Origin of the sequence: Lactiplantibacillus xiangfangensis (assembly GCF_001438845.1) — a bacterium.
In the GTDB taxonomy this organism is placed as follows: Bacteria; Bacillota; Bacilli; order Lactobacillales; family Lactobacillaceae; genus Lactiplantibacillus; species Lactiplantibacillus xiangfangensis.
On sequence record NZ_JQCL01000029.1, the window covers coordinates 1 to 20,873 of the forward strand.

Genomic DNA, 20,873 nt, shown 5'->3' on the forward strand with positions numbered 1-20,873 from the left:
TTGCTTGTCTACTTAAGTAGGAGTATAGCCAAATTTCTGGTTGGCTTTTCCTATTGTTATGACCGAAACGTGCGCCAAAAGGCAGTTTGCTCCGCTTAACTCGGCGCGTTATTTAATGTCCAGGTGATCTTGCCAGAATACGATCCCGGCGTTGCCGCCGCGTTCGTCTTATAAAACATTCCGGAATCAGCCGTCCAATTCTTTGTGACATCGTATTCATCGGTGTCGCTGGTCGTCTCACGGTCATCAATCAAAGCACCCGTACCGTTTAAGACCGTCGTTTTACCATCCCGTTTGAATAGTAATTCGCCCGGAAGCTTCTTACCGTCCGTGGTTGTAAAATCGCCCACACTGGCTTGTAATTGCCAGCTTGAGCCCTTACCACGTTGGTCACTGACAACAACTTCCCAGTCACCTTCCCGACCCGTTGTTTGGGACTTACCATCTAAGGTAACTGGTTTAAACGTACTGGCACCCGCAACGGTTTTGAAACCTAGTTGCCCCCCCTGAACAATAATCGTCGTTTTAATTTCTTCAGACTCGTTATCATCCATATCAGAGAACCATGCGGTCAACGTATTTTCACCAACGTTTAACTGTTCGGGCTTAATCTTGACAACAAAGTACCCGGATTCGTCATCGTCATTCATTTGGAAATCATCCAGCGGCTTCCCGTTTAAAGATGGGTGCACCGTAACTTTACTGTTGGCGAGCTGTTCTGAATCTTCAGCGATAACTAGCCCGGTCACTTTGGCTTCCTCACCCTTAGCCACCGTATAGCTTGGCTTCATGAAAGTCGCTGAAAGCTTCTGATCCACAGTAATCGTGTAATCCGGCGCATCCGCCTTGGTTTCAAACTGCTTGTTTTTAAACGTGCTCGTGGTGGTAGTCGTCCCACTGTTGATGGCCACGTCGTCAGCCTTCCCCGTTAAGGTGATCGTTGCCGTCGGATTCGTATTAGAAATGGCTTTCTCAAGGCGGTATTCGATATCTTCAGCACCAGCTTCCGGCGCATCTAAAGCCTGTTCTGTCCCGTCTGCATACTTGATTGTCGCCCCACTGAACGTCACGTACTTAGGCAACTTCAGTTGGGCGTCAATGTTATCCCAGTCCAAATGACCGCCGGTATAAGTGAGCTGGTAGTCATATTGCAACTTATGATTCGCCTTAACTTTACTGTCGGCCGTCACCGTCTTGTCCTTAGTCACATCCGTCACTTTAACATCGGCCTTAGCCGCCACTAAATTGGGCATGCTTTCAATCACGACCATGTTGCTCGTTGAATTACCACCCGTGGCTCCCATGATGCCCCAACGAACCAGGCCGTCGGCACTCTTGAACTGACTCGTGTCAATGACTTCGCTATTCGTATAGCTGGCAGCATTATCAGTCCCATCAGGATTAACATCATCAAACGTATAAGTCATCGTTTTAGCCGTAGCACTCCACTTCAAAACTAAGTGATGCCAAGCACCGTTGGACAAGTTTTTCCAAGTCATCAGGTTATTGTGATTTTGTGAGAAGTAGTACCGGGTCGACCAGATAATCCCTGTCAGGTCCCAGCTACCAACCGATTCACTTTTATATTGGCTTGCTAAGCCAGGGTATCCCGTTGCTAAATGCTGATTTTTATTTCCTTTGTCAAAGGCACCCCCATTACCAGCATCACTATACGACGTGGCCGTATTCGCATAGGTATCAAACTCTAAGGCCCAACTATTTTGAATCGCAGTATCTGCAATGGCTTGCGGATCCTGCTGCTTATTATTGGTATCCAGACCCCAAGTGCCGAGGGTCTCCCCAATGATACTCCCCGGTTTAATTTGAGCCGCGGCACTCGTGCCGCTCGGATCATTTTGTAACACGAAGGCCATGCCATCGCCGGTACTTTTAGCGGTTCCCAAGTAGAGCCACATCTTGATGGTCGCATCTTGATTTAGATCCAACCGACTGGCGTCATTCGACCAGAAACCACCAACTTGCTTTTTACTACTAATCACGTTGACGGCTTGCGTGTTCGGTGCACCACTATTAGTCGTATCCACGATCGTGGCATTATTGGCTACCCCGCTACTAAACGCACTCGGCAACGTAATGACCTTATCTAACTGGTTGATCCCAGACGGCGCCGTTGCCAAATTAGCACTAACCGTGACGTTCTGCGTGGTACCAGCCCATAAACCAGCTAACGCCAACAAACTCATCATTAACAGTTTCGGTACCTTCCGCATATTGAAAACTCCTCTCGTTAGTGATCCTGACGACGGCGATTTTTCAAGAGTAACCAGATAATGGCACTTAGTAGCGCTAAAATAACGACGCCTAACGCGACAAACCACCAGAAGTAGTTTGGCTGGGTCTGATCACCGACAGCCGTATCATTCAAGTGTTTGGCTTCTTTATCCGTAATCGTAAAGTTGCGCGTAAACTGCCACTTCCCCTTATCCGCGGTTGCGGTCAAATGGAGGGTGTACTTGCCAGCTTTGAGCTGTTTTGACCCATCGCCCATCGCAAAATTAAAGTTACTGTTGGGCGCCATGGCTAAGTTATCTTTACTCATCACCATTAATTTTTTACTAGCACCCGCGGCCGTAACGTAGCTCTTGATCTTGAGACCGTGCATAATAACGGACCGGTCGTTTTGTAAATTAGCCGTGACATAGTTGCGATAATTTAACTGCGTCGCCTTAATTTGGTGTAGCTTCATGTTTGGCTTTATTTTAATTGAATTGGACTCGCGAAGCTGAACACCTAACACGTAGGCGTACTGGTTATCGATTGCCATCCCGCTACTTTTCTCTTTAGTCGCCTTCAACTCTTGAATCACATTGATGCCACCTAAGGCAATCCCCTCAAATTTTTTCTGCGGGACCGTTAACTTCACGGTAACCCGCTTACTCGATTTGGCAGGAACGGTAACCACCTGCTTTTCAGATAATGCCGTTTTGACATTGAACGCTAAAGAAGAATCCGCCTTGGCTTTGCTCTGACTGTAGTCAATGATTCCGTTATCGTTAGTCACAGCCAGGTTTGGTGAAATCGTATAACGATGCGTCTGCTGATCACTGTTCTTGATCGTCAACACCAAGTTTTGCTTTTGCCCCGGCTTCACCTTTAAATCAAAATAAGACACCTTTTGATTAATTTGGTTAGTTGGTAATTCTGCCTTGACCGTGTAATTTAAGTTATCAGCTTGTGCGGTTACCGTTAAACCACCCAACACAACGCTTACGAGTAATACCAGTTGCCAAAACGTCTTTTTCATTTAGAATCCCCTTCCTTTCAGCAATCTGAACGAACTATGTACTGATAAACGGCCCGTGAGCATCACTCAAGTAGCCGTTTACCCTGTTGCTTTAACTCGGCGCGTTTGTCAACGACCATGCGAGGGTCCCAGTGTAATCGCCCGCCGTTAACCGTTGATTATTAATAGTCAACGTCGTTGGTTTTGACCCGCGATTTAGGACCAGTAGCCAAGTACCAAGCCCCGTCTGGCGATCCGCGACAACGACGTTATTGGCAATTCCCGGGGTTAACGTGCCCGTATTGACCATCGTTGGCGCCGCACTGGCATTACCGTCACCGGCGCGCAACTGGGCTGAACCGAGACTCAACGTTGTACTTAGCGTCTGCTGACGACTTCGTAACGGGCTGGGCGTTACTTGTAGTGTCCAGCCGCTGCCAGTACTTCGACGATCGGTGACTTGAATCATTGCGCGCTGGTTAATCGCGTTCGTTGTCACCGGACCTTGTCCAGTGGTAGTCGCATCAAACTTGAGGTTACTAATGTAATCAATCGTCAATTGTCCCCGCGAACCAGTCCCGGTAACGTTGCCCGCATCAGCGGAATCCCCGGGATAAGGTTTGCTCGGATCATCTGGATCAACTGGTGCGACCGCACCATTGTCATCGGTCGGGGTGAGCCCGACCTGCACCTGCGATCGTGAAGCCGCCTGACCAGTCGTCCTATCCAGACTATTGAGTAACAGCGTTGCTAACAATATCATTAGTAACCCACTCGCCAGTGACAGTCCCTTGACCATGGTCACACCTCAATTTCTACAGTGATGCGCTTAACTTGGGGCGTTGCTTAAAGTCCAAGTTAATTTTGCCGTGTATGCCCCAGCAGAGTTACCAGCTGGAACTAGCAGACTCACATCGTGCGCGTCATGCGTCGTTGTGAATTGTCCAATCCCTTCGCCAGCGGTTGCCGTCACGATTGACTGATTAGTGTCATTCACAACAACCTTGCCACTCGTTGGGGCTTCCGAAGCGTTCTGAGTATCATCGGCAACGGTTTTCCCGTTAGCCAAGGTCAGCTTAGCGCCCCGTAACACCTTGTCGCCGTCCATAAAATCAGTGCCAGAAACCTGAACTTTCCACCCATCATTATTCCCAGGGTTGGTCACCTTGATTGCATCGGTGACGGTAACCGCATTGTAAGTCTGGGTCGTATTACTATTTGTATGTTCACCCATATCGAAAGCGGGAACTTGGTCCAATGTAATCGCTTTATTTTCTTCGTCTTGATTTAACTGTACTTTTGCTTCGGTATCCTGCGTATTCGTATCCGCAGCTTTAGCAGCCATTGGTAAAGCTGACATTAAAGTAACTCCAGCAAGTAACGTTCCTAAATATTTCTTCATCACGGTTGCTCCTTTATTAATTGACGGTTGCGCCACCAGATTATGGTTAGAGAAGTTAACAAAATTAGTCCAGCTAGGCCGATGACCAGTAACCACCACTGCTCAGTTGCATTCATTTGTGGTAGGATTCCGCTCAAAGGTCCTGCGTTGGTACGATCACCCGCAAACGTGCCAGAAGCATTTCTGACCGTCAGTCGATACTGCCCGGGTTGGGCATCCGCCAGCCCAGTTAAGGCTAGCGGTCCTATCCAGAATATCAGTAGGCTCATTAATCCAATTCGCCATCGCAAGTGATCACCCCCTATCAGGTCCCAGAGTATAATTTTTCAACTTAACTAAAACTAAATTACTAATAGTGAATCGTTTGAGTAACCCTATCAGCAACGAGAATATAGCATGCTGATGTAAGGGCTGTCAATTGATGACAGGGCTTAACTATGTAGTGGGGGCTCCATTTTCAGACTTCTCTGAGATGTTTCTAATTTTTGGAAAAATACAAAAATATTAATATAAACTGTTCGAATCAGTTTGCTGATAAGGCTTTCAACACCCCGTTTTAAGTTCAAACCTCCAGTAACAGTTGCCCTATTTAACTAAACAAATCGCAAACATTATATTATCGTGAGATTTTAATTAGTATACTTATTAGTTAAACTTTCACATTACTATAAATAATATCAGTCTATATAAAAACGGAATAATGCCTGATAATCCCCATCATCAATCAACATTCGTTTCAATTGACTCAACACCAATTCATTGTAAAGATCCCGCTTTTGTCAATTAACTTTTACTTGTCGTCAATCCTTATATTAAAAAAGGCTGACAGATAACTAAGTCCTTCACCACTGCACCATTCGCTCATGCTTAGATATTCGGCTGTAATCAGCCTATGTTATACTGTTGATAATCACTTCAAACCTTGAAAGGGGGCCATTTCTTGCCCGCAAAAAAGACATTTGATGACGACCAAGTCATTGAACAAATCATGCATTTATTTTGGCAACAAGGGTACTACCATACCTCAATGGATGAAATTGTCGCCACGAGTGGCGTTAAAAAGCAAAGTCTGTATAACGCTTTGGGTGACAAACACACCCTCTATTTGAAGGCCCTCCAGCGCTACCATCAGCAAGCACTGACCGCTTGCGCCCAAGAAACGCAACGCTTGGAACAGGCTGGCGAACCCGCCCTCACCATTTTGGGCCACTTATTTAGCTGGGGGCTGACGTCAACTGACCACCCGGCTGGCGATTTAATGGCTAACGCCGTGGCAGAGTTTGGAACGACCGACCCCGACGTTCAGCACGCCACGACTTGGTTTTACGACGACTACCTCACCCTGATCGCCGCCGCCATTTTAAAGGGCCAGGCCAACCAACAGATCACCAACCACCAATCCAGCATGACGTTGGCCCAAAGCCTACTGGAGGCCCGCATTGGCTTACAGACACGGCTACGTCAAGGTAGTCTGCAGGACGTTGACCAACGACAACAAGTTTGGCTAGATTTTTTAAAAGCTTAATGAACACGAAATCTAAAAAACCGTAGGAACGATTCGGCGCGCTGCCGATCAAGTTCCTACGGTTTTTTGCTAAGGGTTGAAAAATCAAATTTAGAAGCGCGGTCACCGACCGCACCGAGGCTGTTCGCCGAAGCGGTAATTTTTGCTCTTTCAACCTTTAAGGCTAAACGTAGTCGTGCACCAGCCACCGCTGCGCCGCACCACTCAACAGGTTCCCGTAGTGTTGGCGGAGCGTTTGCACACCCGCGTAGCTCCCAAAATTGAACCGACTCGTTAACGTCCCACTTCTGAGCAAGGCCCGCGCAAACTGCAAGTCTGCCGGGGCGATTTGCTGGCGGTACGCTAACGTCTCATCAGCCATAATGAGTTGCCACTGATCCTTTAAAATGGCCACTGCACGCTGATAGCGCCGGTTATGGGTCAACAAAGCCTGCATGTCATCGGGATTAAGTGGTTCACTCATCTTCATCGCTTCCTAAGTTTAAATTGATGACTTGTCCAACGACCGGTTGGACGGATAAATGGTCACCTGCTTTTGCCAATAACCAGATGATATTTTTAAAGTGATGGGTATCGACGCGGTGTTCGCCACGCCCATCGGTCAAAATCAATGCTAACGTTGTCTGATTCGTTCGGTGGTTTGCCGCCAAGTCATCAAAGATACTTTGATAAACGGTTCCGCCACCACCGGAACGCATAAACCGCACGCGGTGGGGCAAATTTGCCTGGTAAGACTTTCCGGGCTGAACCACAGCGTCAAACGGTTTAATGGTAATTGTCGCGTTGACCACCCGCGTTAACGCCGCAACTTGCGCCAACAAGCGTTGGAGCGTCGCGTCACTAATCGATCCCGAATGGTCCACGTAGACTTGTAAGTCCAACTGAGTATCACTGATTTGACCCGGCAATTCCATTCGTGCGGGCTGCCGGCGGTTGAACCGTGCGTATGAAGCCTTCTTTCCAGTTGGCAACTGCCCGATTCCCCGTGCCAACACGCGGCGCCAGTCAACGGCCGGTTTTGACCGTTGCCGTTGCAATTCAGCCGCCACATGACCCGCGACCAATCCCCGGCCCACTTCATTAGTTGCCGTCCAAGCATCGCGGGTCAATTGTTGGGTGCGACTCGCCGCCAGATTCGGGTTGGTCAGCTGACCACCACTTCCCGACCAGTTCGCCGGATCATCAATTAGCGATTGAGACCGTTGCCCCGTACTACGTTGTGGCTGCTGGTTCGGGGCGTGATCCTTTGTCGAATGACCAGACGAATCCGCTGGTTGCGGTTGCGACTGTTGCTGTAACAGCCGTAGATAAGTCCCGGAATCGGCTTTAAGTGGCAAGCGGGTCTTGACGAGTGGCTGCACGTCAGCCAAACTTGTCGCACTTGCCGGTAATCCGGTCACATACTGGTTGACCGCCAAATCGGTCGCTAACGTTACCCGTTGCGGCTGGGACACTACCTGCTGGCGGTAGCGCAAGGGGTGTTGCCAAACAACGTGTAACGCCACGTGTTTCAGCCCAGCTTGCAGGCTGTCAAAGCGGTTAAATGTCTGGGCAATTTTGACCGGTTCGTACTGCAGGACCAAGCGATTTTGACGCCAGGTTAAGGCAAATGGCGCCGTCAATTCAGGGGCAACTTCGCGTGGTAGTCGCGTCAGTAGTTCCCCGTAAAATTGGTCCGCGGCCAACAGCTCAATCACGGCACGGGTCACCATCGTCGCACCGGCCCCTAAATCAGCCTGACTTGGTTGGGTCAAAATGGCCCGGCGCCAACGATCATATTCGGCTGCATTATTTAGCACCAAACCCCTCCTTACTGATTAGACCAGCTCGCCACCTGCTGCAAATACTGATACAACGCGGTCACGTACGGACTACTTTTAGCCACGTTAACCGTATATAACTGTTTGAGTAGTTCCCGATCCTGACCAATCGTTTGCACTAATGCAAACTGACCATCCTGGCTGAGCGTCTGCAGTAGCTGTAAAAAACGCCCCGCATGCTGATCAAGCGTCAGTGGGTAGGTGCTCGTTAACTGCAAGTAACTGCGTAACACGGTCGCTTTTTGCGGCTCGCTCATCGCCTGAAACTGCTTTAACATCGGCGTGGGAACGACGGCGCCTTTAGGCTGACTACCGAATAAATCGGCCGGTGTCAGGTGAATCGCCTGTTGTTCTAAAAAGGCTTCAAAGCTACGACCCAGGTCGATTCCGACGTCCCCCTGAAAAATATCTAAGGCCACCGTCGCCTGGGTTGCTGGTGGTAGTTTTTCCAACTCATACAGGTTAGCTGAGACCCGCTCCCAAGCACGTGGCGTCGCGGTAATGTCTTCCTGTTGATCCGTCTGATTCAGGCGCGTCACGTCTTCGCTGATAAACCGTTCGACTAACGGATGAATGTTGGGGCGGTCAGCCGTCGTGGCAGTCTGGTGGGCCCACTTTAGCCAATCAGCCGCGTCCGTCCGCATGATCAAGCGAACGGTTCGGTCCTTAATTGCCGCATCACCAGCAACGACACCGTACGCGCTGTCTTCAAATCCCGTCATACTGGCATCTGGGTTCTCAGCTAAGATCAGTTGGACCTGCTCCGGGAGTTTTAACGTGTTGATGGTCCGTTGTAAGACCAAATTCATTAATTCGCTCTGTACCGCTTGCGTGCCCCGGTTAAATTCATCTAAGAACCACAAAATGGGCTGGTGCGGATGCGCCTCCGCGTACTGAATGATCTCGATCAACGTATGGGCGTAGCCAAATTGGACATCGGCTAACTGGCCGTATGCTTCCGTTTGGATGAACGATTCACTGGTTAAAGGCGGCACCGGGATCGCCAAATCACCCTTTTCCGACAAACTCACTACGGTTGTAAATAACCGTGCGTGCATTTGCGCGGCCACATCACCCACCAGTGCAGACTTACCGATACCAGCCTCCCCCACAATGTTAGGGACGTTGCCCGCCCTTAAAATCACCGGAACGGCTGTCAGCAGTGCTTGATACGATAACGCCATTACTTCACCCGACCTTTCTTGTTTCACGTGAAACAATTAGGCAAGTCCTAATTGATATTTCACAATACTTTCCCCATTACCTTCTGGAATCACCCGTAATTGGGCTGGCAATTGATGTTCTAGCTCACTCACATGACTAATAATACCAATCATGCGTGACTTACCTTCAACTTGCTGTAACGTTTCCATGGCCATATCCAACGCGTCTTCATCCAATGATCCGAAGCCTTCGTCAATAAACAGTGCGTCGATTTTAATGCCCCCGGCCTGCTCCTGAATCACAGTCGCTAGGGCCAATGCTAATGACAACGCCGCAACAAAGCTTTCACCACCCGACAACGTATGCACACTACGAACTTTACCAGCATTGTCATCGTAAATGTTGATTTCCAACCCCGTCCCATTACGAAAAGTGCCTTGGGAACGGTCTAACTGGAACTGATACCGACCATTCGTCAACTGTTTCAATCGCTGATTGCCAGTTTGTAAAACTTTCTGCAAGTACGTTTGCAAGACGAAGCGTTCCAAGCTTAGTTTTTGAGAACTATTACCACTCGCCACGTTGGCTAATTGGGCCAATTCAGCTAATTGCTCCTGCTGTTTATGGGACGTTGCTAACATCGCCTGCATCTTTTCAACCACGTCCTGGTTACCTTTTAACTTGCGGTCACAATCATAGTAACGCTGTTCAACCGCCTGTTCAGTCTCAGTCGCGGCCTTCACTTGTGCCGTTAATTGTTGCAGATTGGGTTGCGGATGCTCCCCGATAGTCGTCTTTACTGTCAGCAGTTGCCCGTTCAATGTGGCAACCTGCTGATCATACGTTTCAACCGCCGCACGCAAATCTGTTAGATGACCAAGTTGAACCATCAAACCATCCAAGCGGTCGAAATCGACCGTTTTCCAAGCTGATTGCATGACGTCCGTTAATTGGGTCATTTGCTCCTGAATGGCCGCCTTCGTTGCTGCCAAATGGTCACGGGTCGTCGTTAGCCGCGCTTCCGTTGCTGACAGCCCTTCCTTGGTTTTCGCCAATTCTTGTTCGGCAGCTTGTTTAGCTTTACGATACTCATCCTGTTCTTCAGTCAAGGCCTGGAGGTGCGCGTCTAGCGTTGGTAGGTCCGGATAATCCGCTGAACGTTGCTGCTTCTTATCAGCCAACTTCGTTTCAAGTTGCAAGGCCTGATTTTTTACCGTGGTTAACGCCGTCACGGCCGCGTCATGATCAGTAGTTAAGTTTTGCGACTCGGTTTGAACCGCCTTTAGCCGTTCCTGCGCATCCTGATCCGTTTGAACGCGCTGCTGGTTGGCCTGAATATCTTGTTCCAGCTTAGTTTGTGCCTGGGCTAACTGTTCGGCCACGTCCAGCGCTTCATCGGCCGTTGCCAATTTGGTGGCTACCGCTTGACGGAAGGCCTGTTCCTCATCATCTAGTTCAGCTTGAGCCGTCTGAACTTGCTTTTCGTCAGCCTTCAGCTGATTTTCGGCCGCCGCCAAGGTTTGGGCAGCCTGCGTACTAGCTTTCTGTGCCTGCTTGACCTCTGCTTCAGTGACCGTCAATGTGTCGGTCGCCGCTGGGTGGGGGTGCGTTGTTGACCCGCAGACTGGGCATGGTTGGTCTGGCAACAATCGCTGACTTAGGATGGCGATTTGTGCACTGGCCCACTCACTATCTAATTTTTGGTACACCGCCGTCTGTTCCGCAGCTTCAGTACGCCGGGTTGCGACGACCGCTTGCTGAGCCGTAACAGCCTTACCATATTTGGCAACGGTCCGTTGCTGCTGATTGACCCGCGTTGCTTGTTGGGTCAACGCTTGTAAGGCATGGTCCCGCTGATCCAATTCGCGCTGGGCTGCTAACGCCGCGGTCAAATCAGTACCCTGTGGGCCAAGCTGTTGCTGTTCTTCAGCCAACTTGTTCAGTTGTTGTTCAAGCTTCGTAACGGCTTGCTGTTGAACTTGAACACGTTGCTGGGCCTGCTGGTAAGCCTGCTGCGTCTGCGCCAGTTGTTCGTAGATTGGTCGTTTTGCCGTCAACATGGTCAGTTGTTCTTGTCGTTGTTCAGCTAAGGGAGCCTGCGCCGTCAACTTCTGAACACGAGCCATCGCCGTATCACGGGTGGCTTTCAACCCAATCAGCTCAGTCGTTAACGTCGTAACCTGTTCAGTCTCGGTTTTACTTCGTTGCTGATTAGTCTGAAGTTGTTGGTAAATAGGCGCCGATTCTTGAGCCCAATCAAGCGTCTTAATTTGCTGACGCTGCTCATCAATCGTCTTTTTTTGTTCGTCGAGGGTCGCAAGGTGTGCGGTCAACGCGGCCCGTTCTTCATAATTTCGTTGCAAAGTCTGACCCGCAGTCTGTGCACGTTGCACTGCCGTTAGGGCTTCTTTCGCCTGATAAAATTCCTGCTTTAACGTGGCAAGTGTATCAGCCTGAGCCGCCTGTTCCGTTGCTTGGGCCTCAAGGGTCGCTTGCGGTGAGAGTGTTAATGCTTCGGTCGCATTCCGGGTTGTCCACGTCAATTGGCCCTGTAACGTTTTCAAACTTTGCGCAACCTGATTATTTTCAGCCTGTTGCCGTTTCAACTGTGATTTTAATTGCTGCGACCACCGGCTGTATAAACTCGTCCCAAAAATGTCGCGGAGCACTTTTTCCTTATCATCACTATTTGCCATCAAAAATTGACGGAACTGGCCCTGCGGCAATAACACGATTTGCGAGAACTGCTCCCGCGTCAATTGTAATAGCTCATGAATATAGTTTTGAACCGCATTGACCTTCGTGTATTCGTCAATTTCTTGCCCCGCAGCGTCAAACACCGTCAACGTTACTGCAGCGACTTGCACGTGATTTCCAGTCCCCCGTTTTTTTGCGACGGTCTGTTCTGGTGACCGCACGATCTTGTAGGTGCGGTCTTGGTGCTCAAAGGTAAACGTCACCGTTGTGAGTTCATCATCGGTCGCAAAATCAGACCGCATCTGTTTCACCTGACGATCACCACCCGAAGTACTGCCAAAGAGGGCAAAACACATGGCGTCAAAAATCGTCGTTTTTCCGGCACCCGTTTTGCCACTGATTAAGAATACGGGGAAATCGTTAAACTTTGTAAAATCAACACTTTGGTCCCGAAACGGGCCAAAATAGTCCAGTTTTAATGTTAGTGGTCGCATTCCTAATCCTCCTTATTAGCCAGTTGCAGTGCCGTTTGCGCCCACTTTTGTTGCTGGTCCGTCAACGGTGCATCGGTGGTTTGCTCAAAAAATTGGTCCATCAATTCCATGGGATCAAGGTGTGGATCAATTGTCGCCAGCTCATCGCCAGTTGCGACTGGTCCGCCCACCCGCTCTAGCTCGATCACGTTAGGGTAAACGTCCCGTAACGCCTGCATGACGTTAGGAATCACCCGTTGGTCAGTTAACTGAATTGATAGGTAATCATTCACGGCTTGCTTCTTATAAAACTCTGGTGACGTTAAGTCTTCAAACGCCCCCGTTAAGACGCGCACATCGCGTAATGGTTTGAGTGGTTTGAACGTCAATTTGAACGGATCCGTGTCAACGATCCAAACGCCCTTTTGCTGGTTAGCTTCTGAAACTGAGAACTTCAGCGGTGACCCACTATAGCGGACCCGGTCTGCGTGAAGGGCGTCCTTACCGTGCAAGTGTCCTAAGGCAACGTAGTCAAAATCAGCCAGGTCGTCGACAGGAATCGCGTTGAGGCCCCCGACCATCACTTGGGTTTCAGAATCGACGTGGCTACTGCCCGCAGCAAAAAAGTGCGCGACGAGTACGTGCTTCTTGGCCGGATCAAATTGCGCGCGCATCGCTGCCACGATTTTGACCATTGCGGCCTGAACCGTCCTAATTTTGTCATCTTTAAAGTATTGCCGTGCTTCAAACGGTTCAAAATAAGGGAGTAAGAAAAATTGGGTGTCTGGAAATTCAACCGGCGTTAACGCCTGACTGAGTTTAGTATTAAGGTAAAAATCCGTCGCTTTAAACCACGAGCTCCCGGTCCGTAACCGGGGTGCGCTATCGTGATTGCCACTAATCGCCAATAATGGGAAGTGGTGCTTGAGGTTAAGGTCAACCAGCATGTTGCCCAACTGATTGACGGACGTTTCGTTTGGCACTGAACGGTCGTACAAGTCGCCCGCGATAACAACCGCGTCCACCTGTTCGTCGACAGCGATTTTTTTAATTTGCTCGTAAGCATCCTGCTGTTCTTCCACCAGGTCAAAACCATGGAGTTTCTTGCCAATGTGCCAGTCAGCGGTATGTAAAAAACGCATGTGTGGTTCCTCCTAAAAGTTGTTTGTTTCCATTATAAAACAGTTTCCCGTTTGTTTTGCCATCCGTTCTCCCAAAGTCCCCCGTGTTTGATTGATTATTAAACTTACCGCAAATTAATGACCATGTTCGTTGACGGTAACAAAATAATTATCGTTTTAAGACTTTTGAAACTTAAAACAACTGAACAAGTCCTACAAACGTAGTTCCGTAAAACCGTAATAATTGTTTTTATCTTATTAGAATCATTATTTTTTTGAGCAAATTAAGTTTCACTAGTTAGAAAGTATTGTAAGATAACTTATGTAAGCAATTATTTTAAAAGGAGCGTGAGTACTATGCGCAAGTATTTTGCTGAGTTTCTCGGCACATTCATGTTAGTTTTCTTAGGGACCGCAACCGTTGTTATCGCAAAGGGTGACGTCCTCGCAATTGGGTTAGCCTTTGGGTTAGCCATCACCGTTTCGGCCTACGCCTTCGGGGGTATTTCCGGGGGTCACTTTAACCCCGCCGTTACAACGGCAATGTTAATCAACCGGCGGATCAACGTCGCTGACGCTGTCGGTTACGTGATTGCTCAGATTTTAGGGGCCATCGTTGCTTCCGCAGCTGTTCGTAGCTTTGTCAGTGCCCTTGGCTTGGCAACCAACGCCTTAGGCCAAACTGATTTTCCAAAAATCGGTGCCGGAATGGCCTTCTTCGTTGAAGCCTTAGCAACTTTCCTATTCTTGATGGTCATTTTAAACGTGACTAGCAATGACCACGGAAATGGCGACTTTGCTGGCTTGGTTATCGGGATTACGTTATCCTTCTTAATCATCGCCACGTTGAACTTGACTGGTGGTTCTTTGAACCCAGCCCGTTCAATCGGTCCAGCTATCTTTGCTGGTGGTAGCGCCCTGTCACACTTATGGGTCTACATTCTTGCACCAGAAGTTGGCGCCATTCTTGCCGCTTTCTGTGCACGAGTACTTGGGTCAGAAGACTAATTAGACTAAAAAGGGGTTGCGACAAGACTCAAAAAGCCAATCAGAAAATTTCTGGTTGGCTTTTTCTATTGCGATGGTCGAAACGTGGGCCAAAAGGCAGTTTGTTCCGCTTAACCCGAAAGTCGCGACTATTCCAAACCCAGGAATAATCGCGACTTTCACGTTAATGCTCGCAAACTAACCGTCTTTTGGCCCACTCTCTTCCATTTTGACCGTTTCGCCTACTTACGGCGCCAATGTTGATACCAGGAATGTAAAGTCCCGATGACGAGTCCAATAATGACAACGACTGCGGTAACGTACCCAAAAATCCCAATGTTGGTAATCCAGCTATTATCGGGGTGACTCTGAACGAGTAGCGATGATCCCACGATCAGCGCCGCCAAAATAACGGACAAAACCACCTTATTGACCATTGAATCAATACGGTCAATGAACATCTTCCGGTGCGAAAAGACAATGTTGACCCGCGTCTGGCCATTTTCAAACGTCTCCAACGCGGCTAACAACCGTGATGGCAACTTGGGGGCATCACGCACGCCTTGCAACGTTGCTAACACCCCATCTTCCAGCTCATTGCGGAGGTTAAGATGCTCCTGCATGTATTTGCGGGCAAAGGGGCGGGCCACGTCTAACATGGACAGGTTCGGATCCAAGGTCTCAACAATACCTTCGATCGTGCCGAATGCCTTCCCCAGCATGGTGACCGCCGGATTCATTTGGATATTATTGCTACGACAGACCTTGACCATTTCAAATAGTAGTCCTTGAAAGTCAATGTCGCCAAGTCCCGAGTTGTAATACTGGCCTAAAAACGGCGCCAACTCACTGAAGAAGCCCTCTTCATCGACCGCCCCGGTCCGATTTGAAATCGCCAGGATGGCTTTGCCGACCTGCCGAGTATCCTCCGTTGTCACGGCAACAATGACGTTTGCAATCCCGTTCATTAAGGACGGACTAATCTCACCCATCATCCCAAAATCCAAGTAGACTAACCGGTACGGTGGTAACCGCCGTTTACCGATCTTGCCACGCCGCTGCGGTACGGTATCGCTATAACCAATGTCACCCGGTTTTAATTCACGCAATAAAATGTTGCCCGGATGGGGATCCGCGTGAAAGAAGCCGTCTTCAAAAACTTGTTTCAAGAAGTTTTGTACCAACGTGTGGGCTAAGTACCGCCGTTCATCATCAAATTGCTGGTTGCCTTCACGGTCCGCTTTGATCATTTTCGCCATGAAGTGTTGGATACTATCCCCCGGCATATACTGATTAACGAGGACCTTTTGGGTACTGTACTTAGCGTAGACCCGCGGAACCCGAATAATATCATCTTGATTATTCAACCGATAAAACCGGGACCCGTTGCGAACTTCGATATTGGTATCCAGTTCGTTAAAGAGTGACCGCTTAATCTCGCCGACCATTTCACGAAGGTCCACAACCGATGACTCTGGAATGTAGCGCAAAAGTGGCAACGCCCGCTCAAACAGCGAAATATCCAAGGCTACTTCAGCGTCAATTCCCGGGTGCTGCACCTTCACCACGACTTTTTGACCGTTCAGTAAAGTTGCGTGATGGGTCTGGCCCATTGAAGCCGACGCAAAGGGCTGGTGCTCAAAAGTGGCAAAGATCTCATCCATCGGTTTGCCCGTCTGCCGTTCGATCGTCCGCTGCACCACGTCGTAGTCGTCAGCTTTGACGTCGTCTTGTAATTTTTTAAATTCATTCGCAAATTCTGGCTTAACAATGTCCGTTCGCGCCGACAAAATTTGCCCAATCTTAATAAAGGTCGGTCCTAATTCTTCAAAGGCCGCCCGCACCTGTTCTGGATTCTTCTGCCGAGCCAGGTTGCTTAAAACGTTGTAACGTCGCAACACGCCCACAATGGTACGAAAACGGGTGTGGCGATTCTGATTTTTCTTCCACTGGGGTTGTTCACTGGTTCCTTCATCCATTTCAGTCACAGAGCGTCCCCTCCTATCATCTATGCTAAAGCCTATTATCTAACATTCCCACCCAATTCGCACTAACTAACCGCAAGTTTTTCAAAAAGCATTGACAAACTATAACAACCGTTGTAGATTAAAGGCACATTAAAAAACGGTTAACAAACACGTTGATGAACAAAGTAAGTTAGCAAAGCACGCCTAGAGAGTGTCGGTCTGGTGAAACGACATCCTGCTTTCTTAACTGAAAATCAGTTCTGAGTGGCAGTGGCGAACGATTTAATTAGTTGCTGTTGGGTGCTCCCATTATCGAGCCCGGGTATCACGAGTGGCCGGCCACTCGCCGTACCTGTTAAGGCGGTTCGTAGCAATACGTCCGTAAAGCTAAGGTGGTAACGCGTGTTAAACGTCCTGGTTTCTGAGTCTAACTCAGAAAGCGGGACGTTTTTTTGTTTAACCCAAACCCATAAGGAGTTCTTGTATATGCTAGATAAAGTCCAAAAACGATCTTTAACCAAACGTGATTACGTCACCTTAAGTTCCATGATTTTCGCCCTCTTCTTTGGTGCGGGTAACCTGATTTTTCCCCTTCACCTCGGCCAATTAGCTGGGAGTCATTGGGGCATCGCGACCGTCGGCTTCTTAGTTACCGCCGTTTTATTGCCATTATTATCCGTATTAGCCGTCTGTGTCACAAAGTCAAAAGGGGTCTACGACATTGGTAAACCGCTTGGCGCTACCTTTGCCGTCGTCTTCATGGTGCTCATTCACTTCACCATTGGCCCATTTTTCGGAACACCCCGGACCGCGACGGTATCGTTCACCGTCGGCCTGGCACCGTTCTTCCCTGCCAAATACCAATCATTGGCGTTACTCGCTTTCTCAGCAGCCTTCTTTGGCCTCGCCTACTACCTCTCCATTGAACAGAGTAAGATCATGGCGCGGGTCGGTAAGCTACTCAATCCACTATTCTTATTACTATTAGTCGCCGTTTTTGCCGTTGCATTTAGCAGCCCCTTAGCTCACGCCGGCAACACTAGCGCCACCGCCGCTTATCAAAGCGCGGGCTTCGTTAACGGTTTTCTAGAAGGTTACAACACGATGGACGCTTTAGCCGGCCTCGCCCTAGGGGTCACCATCGTTACCGCCGTCAAATTCATGGGCCAAACTGACCCGAACAAAGCGGCTTGGGTCACTGCCCGGGCTGGATTCTTCTCCATGGCGTTTGAAGGTCTCATCTACACCTTCCTGATCTTACTTGGGGCGCAATCGTTAGGCCTATTTAAAGTTTCAGCTAACGGTGGGGTCGCCTTCGACCAAATCGTTAACCATTACATGGGTTCCGTTGGTCAAGCCATCTTAGCCGTATTAATGATCACGACTTGTTTAACCACTGCGATTGGACTCGTTGCGGCCTTCGCTCAAGACTTCCACAAACACTTTGGCTTTTTGAGCTACAAAGCATGGCTACGGATCACCTGCATGGCTTCGTTTTTAACGGCTAACGTGGGCTTGAACCAAATCATCGCGTGGTCCACACCAGTCTTGATGTTCCTCTACCCATTGGCAATGGCTCTGATCTTCTTGTCGATCTTGTCACCGCTATTCCACAAAGCAACCGTCGTTTACGTCTGGGTCGTCGTCTTTACCGTTGTCCCCGCCGTCTTCGACATGGTAGCCGCATTCCCAGCAGTTGTTAGCCAAAGCGCCTTAGGACAAGCGATGGCCCACGTACAGAGCTACTTACCACTGGCCAGCAGCGGTATGGATTGGCTTGTACCAGCCTTAGTTGGTGCCGTATTTGGCACGGCGCACTACCTCCTGTTATCACGTAAAAATAGCGTGGCTACAAACCTAGACGCACCGCTCAAGCATTAAAACTACTATTTCAAAAAGGCCTTCCAGTCTCAAAAAGCTGGGAGGCCTTTTATGCTTATGCTTCAAACTAGTTACGGTAAACTTTCACGCCGTACCCGGCAATCGCTTGGGTACCCTGTTCCGTTTGCCCCGTTAGCGCGTTCGTTAACGGCGTCGCAACGGTCACAAGCGTTGGTTCATGACTGTAGTTAATCACAAAGTAAACGTGGGTGGTGTCATTTTCCCGCACTTGAATGGCTACCTTAGTCGTCTTCTTTTGAATTGGCAATTCTGCTTGTAACTGAAGGCGCTGGACCAATTGGTGGTAGAACTTTTGCAAAAAATCCGCATCCGTTCGACAGGCCACGTAATCGGCTTGCCCGCGGCCCAATTGGTTGCAAGTAACCGCCGGCGTATCCGCATAGAAGTCTTCGCCGTAAGTCCCCAATGCCTTGGCCGTCGTCAGTTGCACCAGGTCACAGTAGTCCCGCACCGCGTACTTCTGATTAAAGATCCGCAGCGAGTTGCGCTGGCTAGGATACAAAGTATCGGTCTCCGTCACTTTTAACCCGTACGTCGTGATCAAATCTGGCATCCCGGCCCCTTGATAGGCCAAAAAGTCGCCATCCACGACCCCACTAATATAAGTCCCAACGAGGTGTCCCCCGTTTTGAACATACGCTTTGAGCTTAGCCGCGAATTCTGGTCGCATCAAAAAGTGCATGGGGTCAATGACGAGCTGATACGGTGTTAAGTCGTCGTTAACGCCGACAAGTTCTACCGGAATATCATGTTCCCAGAAGTACCGATAATGGTCCTGAATCGTCTTCCAGTAATCCTTGCTTGCGTTGGCGTAGGTACGCGCATCCGCTAACGCCCACATGTTATCGTAATCAAAGACGATTGCCACCTTAGCCACTTTCCGGTGCGTATTTACGACACCCTTCAGTTGGTTTAGCTGTGTACCGAGTTGGGCGACATCCCGAAAAGTCCGGGTCTGCGTCCCACCGCGGTTACTGATGACGGCGCCGTGAAACATTTCCGAAGCGCCGCGCGATTGATGTAACTGGAAGTACATGACCGAGTCAGCGCCGTGCGCAATTTCTTGAAGGCTTGCCATGCTGTGCATCCCGGGGCGTTTTGCATGGTTAAACTGGTGCCAGTTAACTTTGGACGGCGTGTTTTCCATGATCAAATAATTTTGATGCTTGAAACTCCGCATCGTGTCGTTCATCAGGCTTGTCTTCATCGCCAGCTGTTCCGTGGATTCATAATCATTGCCCCAGTTCGGGTAAGAATCCCACGAGACGACGTCCACATGCTGGGCAAACTTTTGATAGTCTAAGGCGTCAAAAACGTCGGATTCTGGCGGATTACCACCCATAAAATTGGTTGTCACTGGAATATCAGGGTTGACCGCCCGTAATGGGGCCACTTCCGCATCGAAGAAGTCGATCGTCTGGTCCGTCACAAACCGGCGCCAATCTAAATTCAGTCCGGTCACGTTTTGGTCACCCCGTGGTGAAGGGGCTTCAATCTGAGCCCAGTCCGTGTACTCGTGACTCCAAAAAGCGCCCCAATAAGCGTGGTTGAGTGCCTCGAGCGTCTGGTATTTAGCTTGCAACCACTTCCGAAAGGCCGCTTGGCACAAGTCACAATAGCACGCACCACTGTATTCATTAGAAATATGCCACAGGATGAGATTTTTCCGGTGACCGTACCGTTCCGCTAACTTCTGGTTCATTTGTCGGACTTTTTCCCGGTAAATTGGCGACGTGTAACAGTGATTATGGCGTTCGCCAAACTGATTACGTTGCCCATCTTCACCGACCCGGAGGACTTCCGGATAATTGGCCGCTAGCCAGCGGGGCCGGGCCCCACTAGGCGTTGCCAAAATAACGTTCATCTTCTGAGCAGCTGCCCGGTCAAACATTTCATCCAGCCACTCAAAATGATACTCACCTTCCGCGGGCTCCAGTCGGTCCCAAGCAAATACGCCTAGTGTAACCGCATTCAATTTTGCGTTTGCAAAGGCTTTAAAGTCTTGATCAATCACGTCCGGATGATCCAGCCACTGGTCAGGATTATAGTCGCCACCGTGCAAAAATGCCTTATTTTTAAAGCTCATTTCATCCACCCCTAACTTTTTCTAATAGTCTAAAAGTTGAAAAATCTAAAATTGCTATTAACACCATAACAGTAACAATCATTGCTCCTAAGTTGTCCGCTCCGTCAGACAGAATTGGGTGCTATGGGGAGACGGCTCCAGCCAAAGGACGGTCTGGAACCTCACTTCAAAGCTGATAACTCACATCTTTGAAGCGCACCGCAAGATTGGCATAAAGCTTGCCCGTCAATCTTGCCAACACAGCGCACCACCTCTGCCTGACCCCGCTCAAAATAGTCTTACTATTGTTATTTCCATCGATAATCGGAGGCTGCCACTGATGATATCGGTCGTGAAGGTGGACTTTGACCGGTGATTTTTCCGGTCTTAGGCCACGGACGGACCGGGACAATTGCGCATTTTGCAACTGTTCCGGAATCGGGGCGAGACCGCTCTTTGGCTCGGCCCGGTCCCACGACCGCATGTCATCAGTGGCAACCGGACTA

Annotated in this window: 16 protein-coding genes and 1 other annotated feature; of the genes, 4 read left to right on the forward strand and 12 right to left on the reverse strand. The window is 49.3% G+C overall.

The window, feature by feature from the left end; translation table 11 throughout:
• Positions 1-95 precede the first annotated feature (95 nt).
• From IV64_RS02485 to IV64_RS02505, 5 genes are all read right to left on the reverse strand, one after another.
• Positions 96-2,231: a lectin-like domain-containing protein gene (locus IV64_RS02485; RefSeq protein WP_057705590.1), complete on the reverse strand. Its 2,136-nt coding sequence runs from the start codon at positions 2,229-2,231 to the stop codon at positions 96-98.
• Between the two features lie 17 nt (positions 2,232-2,248).
• A complete protein-coding gene (locus IV64_RS02490; protein ID WP_057705591.1) occupies positions 2,249-3,265 on the reverse strand; it encodes a WxLIP family cell surface protein in 1,017 nt (338 codons plus the stop codon).
• Between the two features lie 91 nt (positions 3,266-3,356).
• The gene (locus IV64_RS02495; RefSeq protein WP_057705592.1) at positions 3,357-4,043 is read right to left on the reverse strand and encodes a WxL domain-containing protein; all 687 of its coding nucleotides are present in this window, start codon (positions 4,041-4,043) and stop codon (positions 3,357-3,359) included.
• A 30-nt stretch (positions 4,044-4,073) separates the two neighbouring features.
• The gene (locus IV64_RS02500) at positions 4,074-4,646 is read right to left on the reverse strand and encodes a WxL domain-containing protein (RefSeq protein WP_057705593.1); all 573 of its coding nucleotides are present in this window, start codon (positions 4,644-4,646) and stop codon (positions 4,074-4,076) included.
• Positions 4,646-4,936 (reverse strand): cell surface protein, encoded by a 291-nt coding sequence (locus IV64_RS02505; RefSeq protein WP_237757304.1) that lies wholly within the window; start codon positions 4,934-4,936, stop codon positions 4,646-4,648. The genes IV64_RS02500 and IV64_RS02505 overlap by 1 nt, the downstream gene beginning before the upstream one ends.
• On the opposite strand from IV64_RS02505, the gene IV64_RS14840 reads away from it, so the two are divergent.
• Both IV64_RS14840 and IV64_RS02510 read left to right on the forward strand, forming a co-directional pair.
• Positions 4,937-4,981: a hypothetical protein gene (locus tag IV64_RS14840; RefSeq protein ID WP_404411836.1), complete on the forward strand. Its 45-nt coding sequence runs from the start codon at positions 4,937-4,939 to the stop codon at positions 4,979-4,981.
• 605 nt (positions 4,982-5,586) lie between these two features.
• Positions 5,587-6,171, forward strand: a complete 585-nt coding sequence (locus tag IV64_RS02510) for a TetR/AcrR family transcriptional regulator (RefSeq protein ID WP_057705594.1) — start codon at positions 5,587-5,589, stop codon at positions 6,169-6,171.
• Between the two features lie 163 nt (positions 6,172-6,334).
• On the opposite strand, the gene IV64_RS02515 is transcribed toward IV64_RS02510, so the two are convergent.
• The 5 genes from IV64_RS02515 to IV64_RS02535 are packed head-to-tail and all read right to left on the reverse strand — an operon-like array spanning position 6,335 to position 13,467.
• The gene (locus IV64_RS02515; protein ID WP_057705595.1) at positions 6,335-6,634 is read right to left on the reverse strand and encodes a hypothetical protein; all 300 of its coding nucleotides are present in this window, start codon (positions 6,632-6,634) and stop codon (positions 6,335-6,337) included.
• Positions 6,627-7,970 carry a vWA domain-containing protein gene (locus IV64_RS02520; protein ID WP_057705596.1) on the reverse strand — a complete coding sequence of 448 codons (1,344 nt, stop codon included), beginning with the start codon at positions 7,968-7,970 and terminating at the stop codon, positions 6,627-6,629. Before IV64_RS02520 ends, IV64_RS02515 begins: the two co-directional genes overlap by 8 nt.
• An 11-nt stretch (positions 7,971-7,981) precedes the next feature.
• Entirely contained in the window at positions 7,982-9,175 is a 1,194-nt protein-coding gene (locus IV64_RS02525) for an ATP-binding protein (protein ID WP_057705597.1), read from the reverse strand.
• 36 nt (positions 9,176-9,211) lie between these two features.
• Positions 9,212-12,346 (reverse strand): AAA family ATPase, encoded by a 3,135-nt coding sequence (locus IV64_RS02530; protein ID WP_057705598.1) that lies wholly within the window; start codon positions 12,344-12,346, stop codon positions 9,212-9,214.
• A gap of 2 nt (positions 12,347-12,348) precedes the next feature.
• The gene (locus IV64_RS02535) at positions 12,349-13,467 is read right to left on the reverse strand and encodes an exonuclease SbcCD subunit D (protein ID WP_057705599.1); all 1,119 of its coding nucleotides are present in this window, start codon (positions 13,465-13,467) and stop codon (positions 12,349-12,351) included.
• Between the two features lie 327 nt (positions 13,468-13,794).
• Between IV64_RS02535 and IV64_RS02540 the strand changes: the two genes are divergently transcribed.
• The gene (locus IV64_RS02540; RefSeq protein WP_272946836.1) at positions 13,795-14,454 is read left to right on the forward strand and encodes an MIP/aquaporin family protein; all 660 of its coding nucleotides are present in this window, start codon (positions 13,795-13,797) and stop codon (positions 14,452-14,454) included.
• Positions 14,455-14,675: 221 nt separating this feature from the next.
• Here IV64_RS02540 and IV64_RS02545 read toward each other — a convergent pair whose 3' ends face one another.
• Entirely contained in the window at positions 14,676-16,412 is a 1,737-nt protein-coding gene (locus tag IV64_RS02545) for an ABC1 kinase family protein (protein WP_057705678.1), read from the reverse strand.
• A gap of 152 nt (positions 16,413-16,564) precedes the next feature.
• Positions 16,565-16,820 (forward strand) — a binding site (T-box leader).
• Between the two features lie 66 nt (positions 16,821-16,886).
• Between IV64_RS02545 and brnQ the strand changes: the two genes are divergently transcribed.
• A complete protein-coding gene (gene brnQ, locus IV64_RS02550; protein ID WP_057705601.1) occupies positions 16,887-18,281 on the forward strand; it encodes a branched-chain amino acid transport system II carrier protein in 1,395 nt (464 codons plus the stop codon).
• A 67-nt stretch (positions 18,282-18,348) separates the two neighbouring features.
• Here brnQ and IV64_RS02555 read toward each other — a convergent pair whose 3' ends face one another.
• Entirely contained in the window at positions 18,349-20,388 is a 2,040-nt protein-coding gene (locus IV64_RS02555) for a beta-galactosidase (RefSeq protein ID WP_057705602.1), read from the reverse strand.
• Between the last annotated feature and the right edge of the window lie 485 nt (positions 20,389-20,873).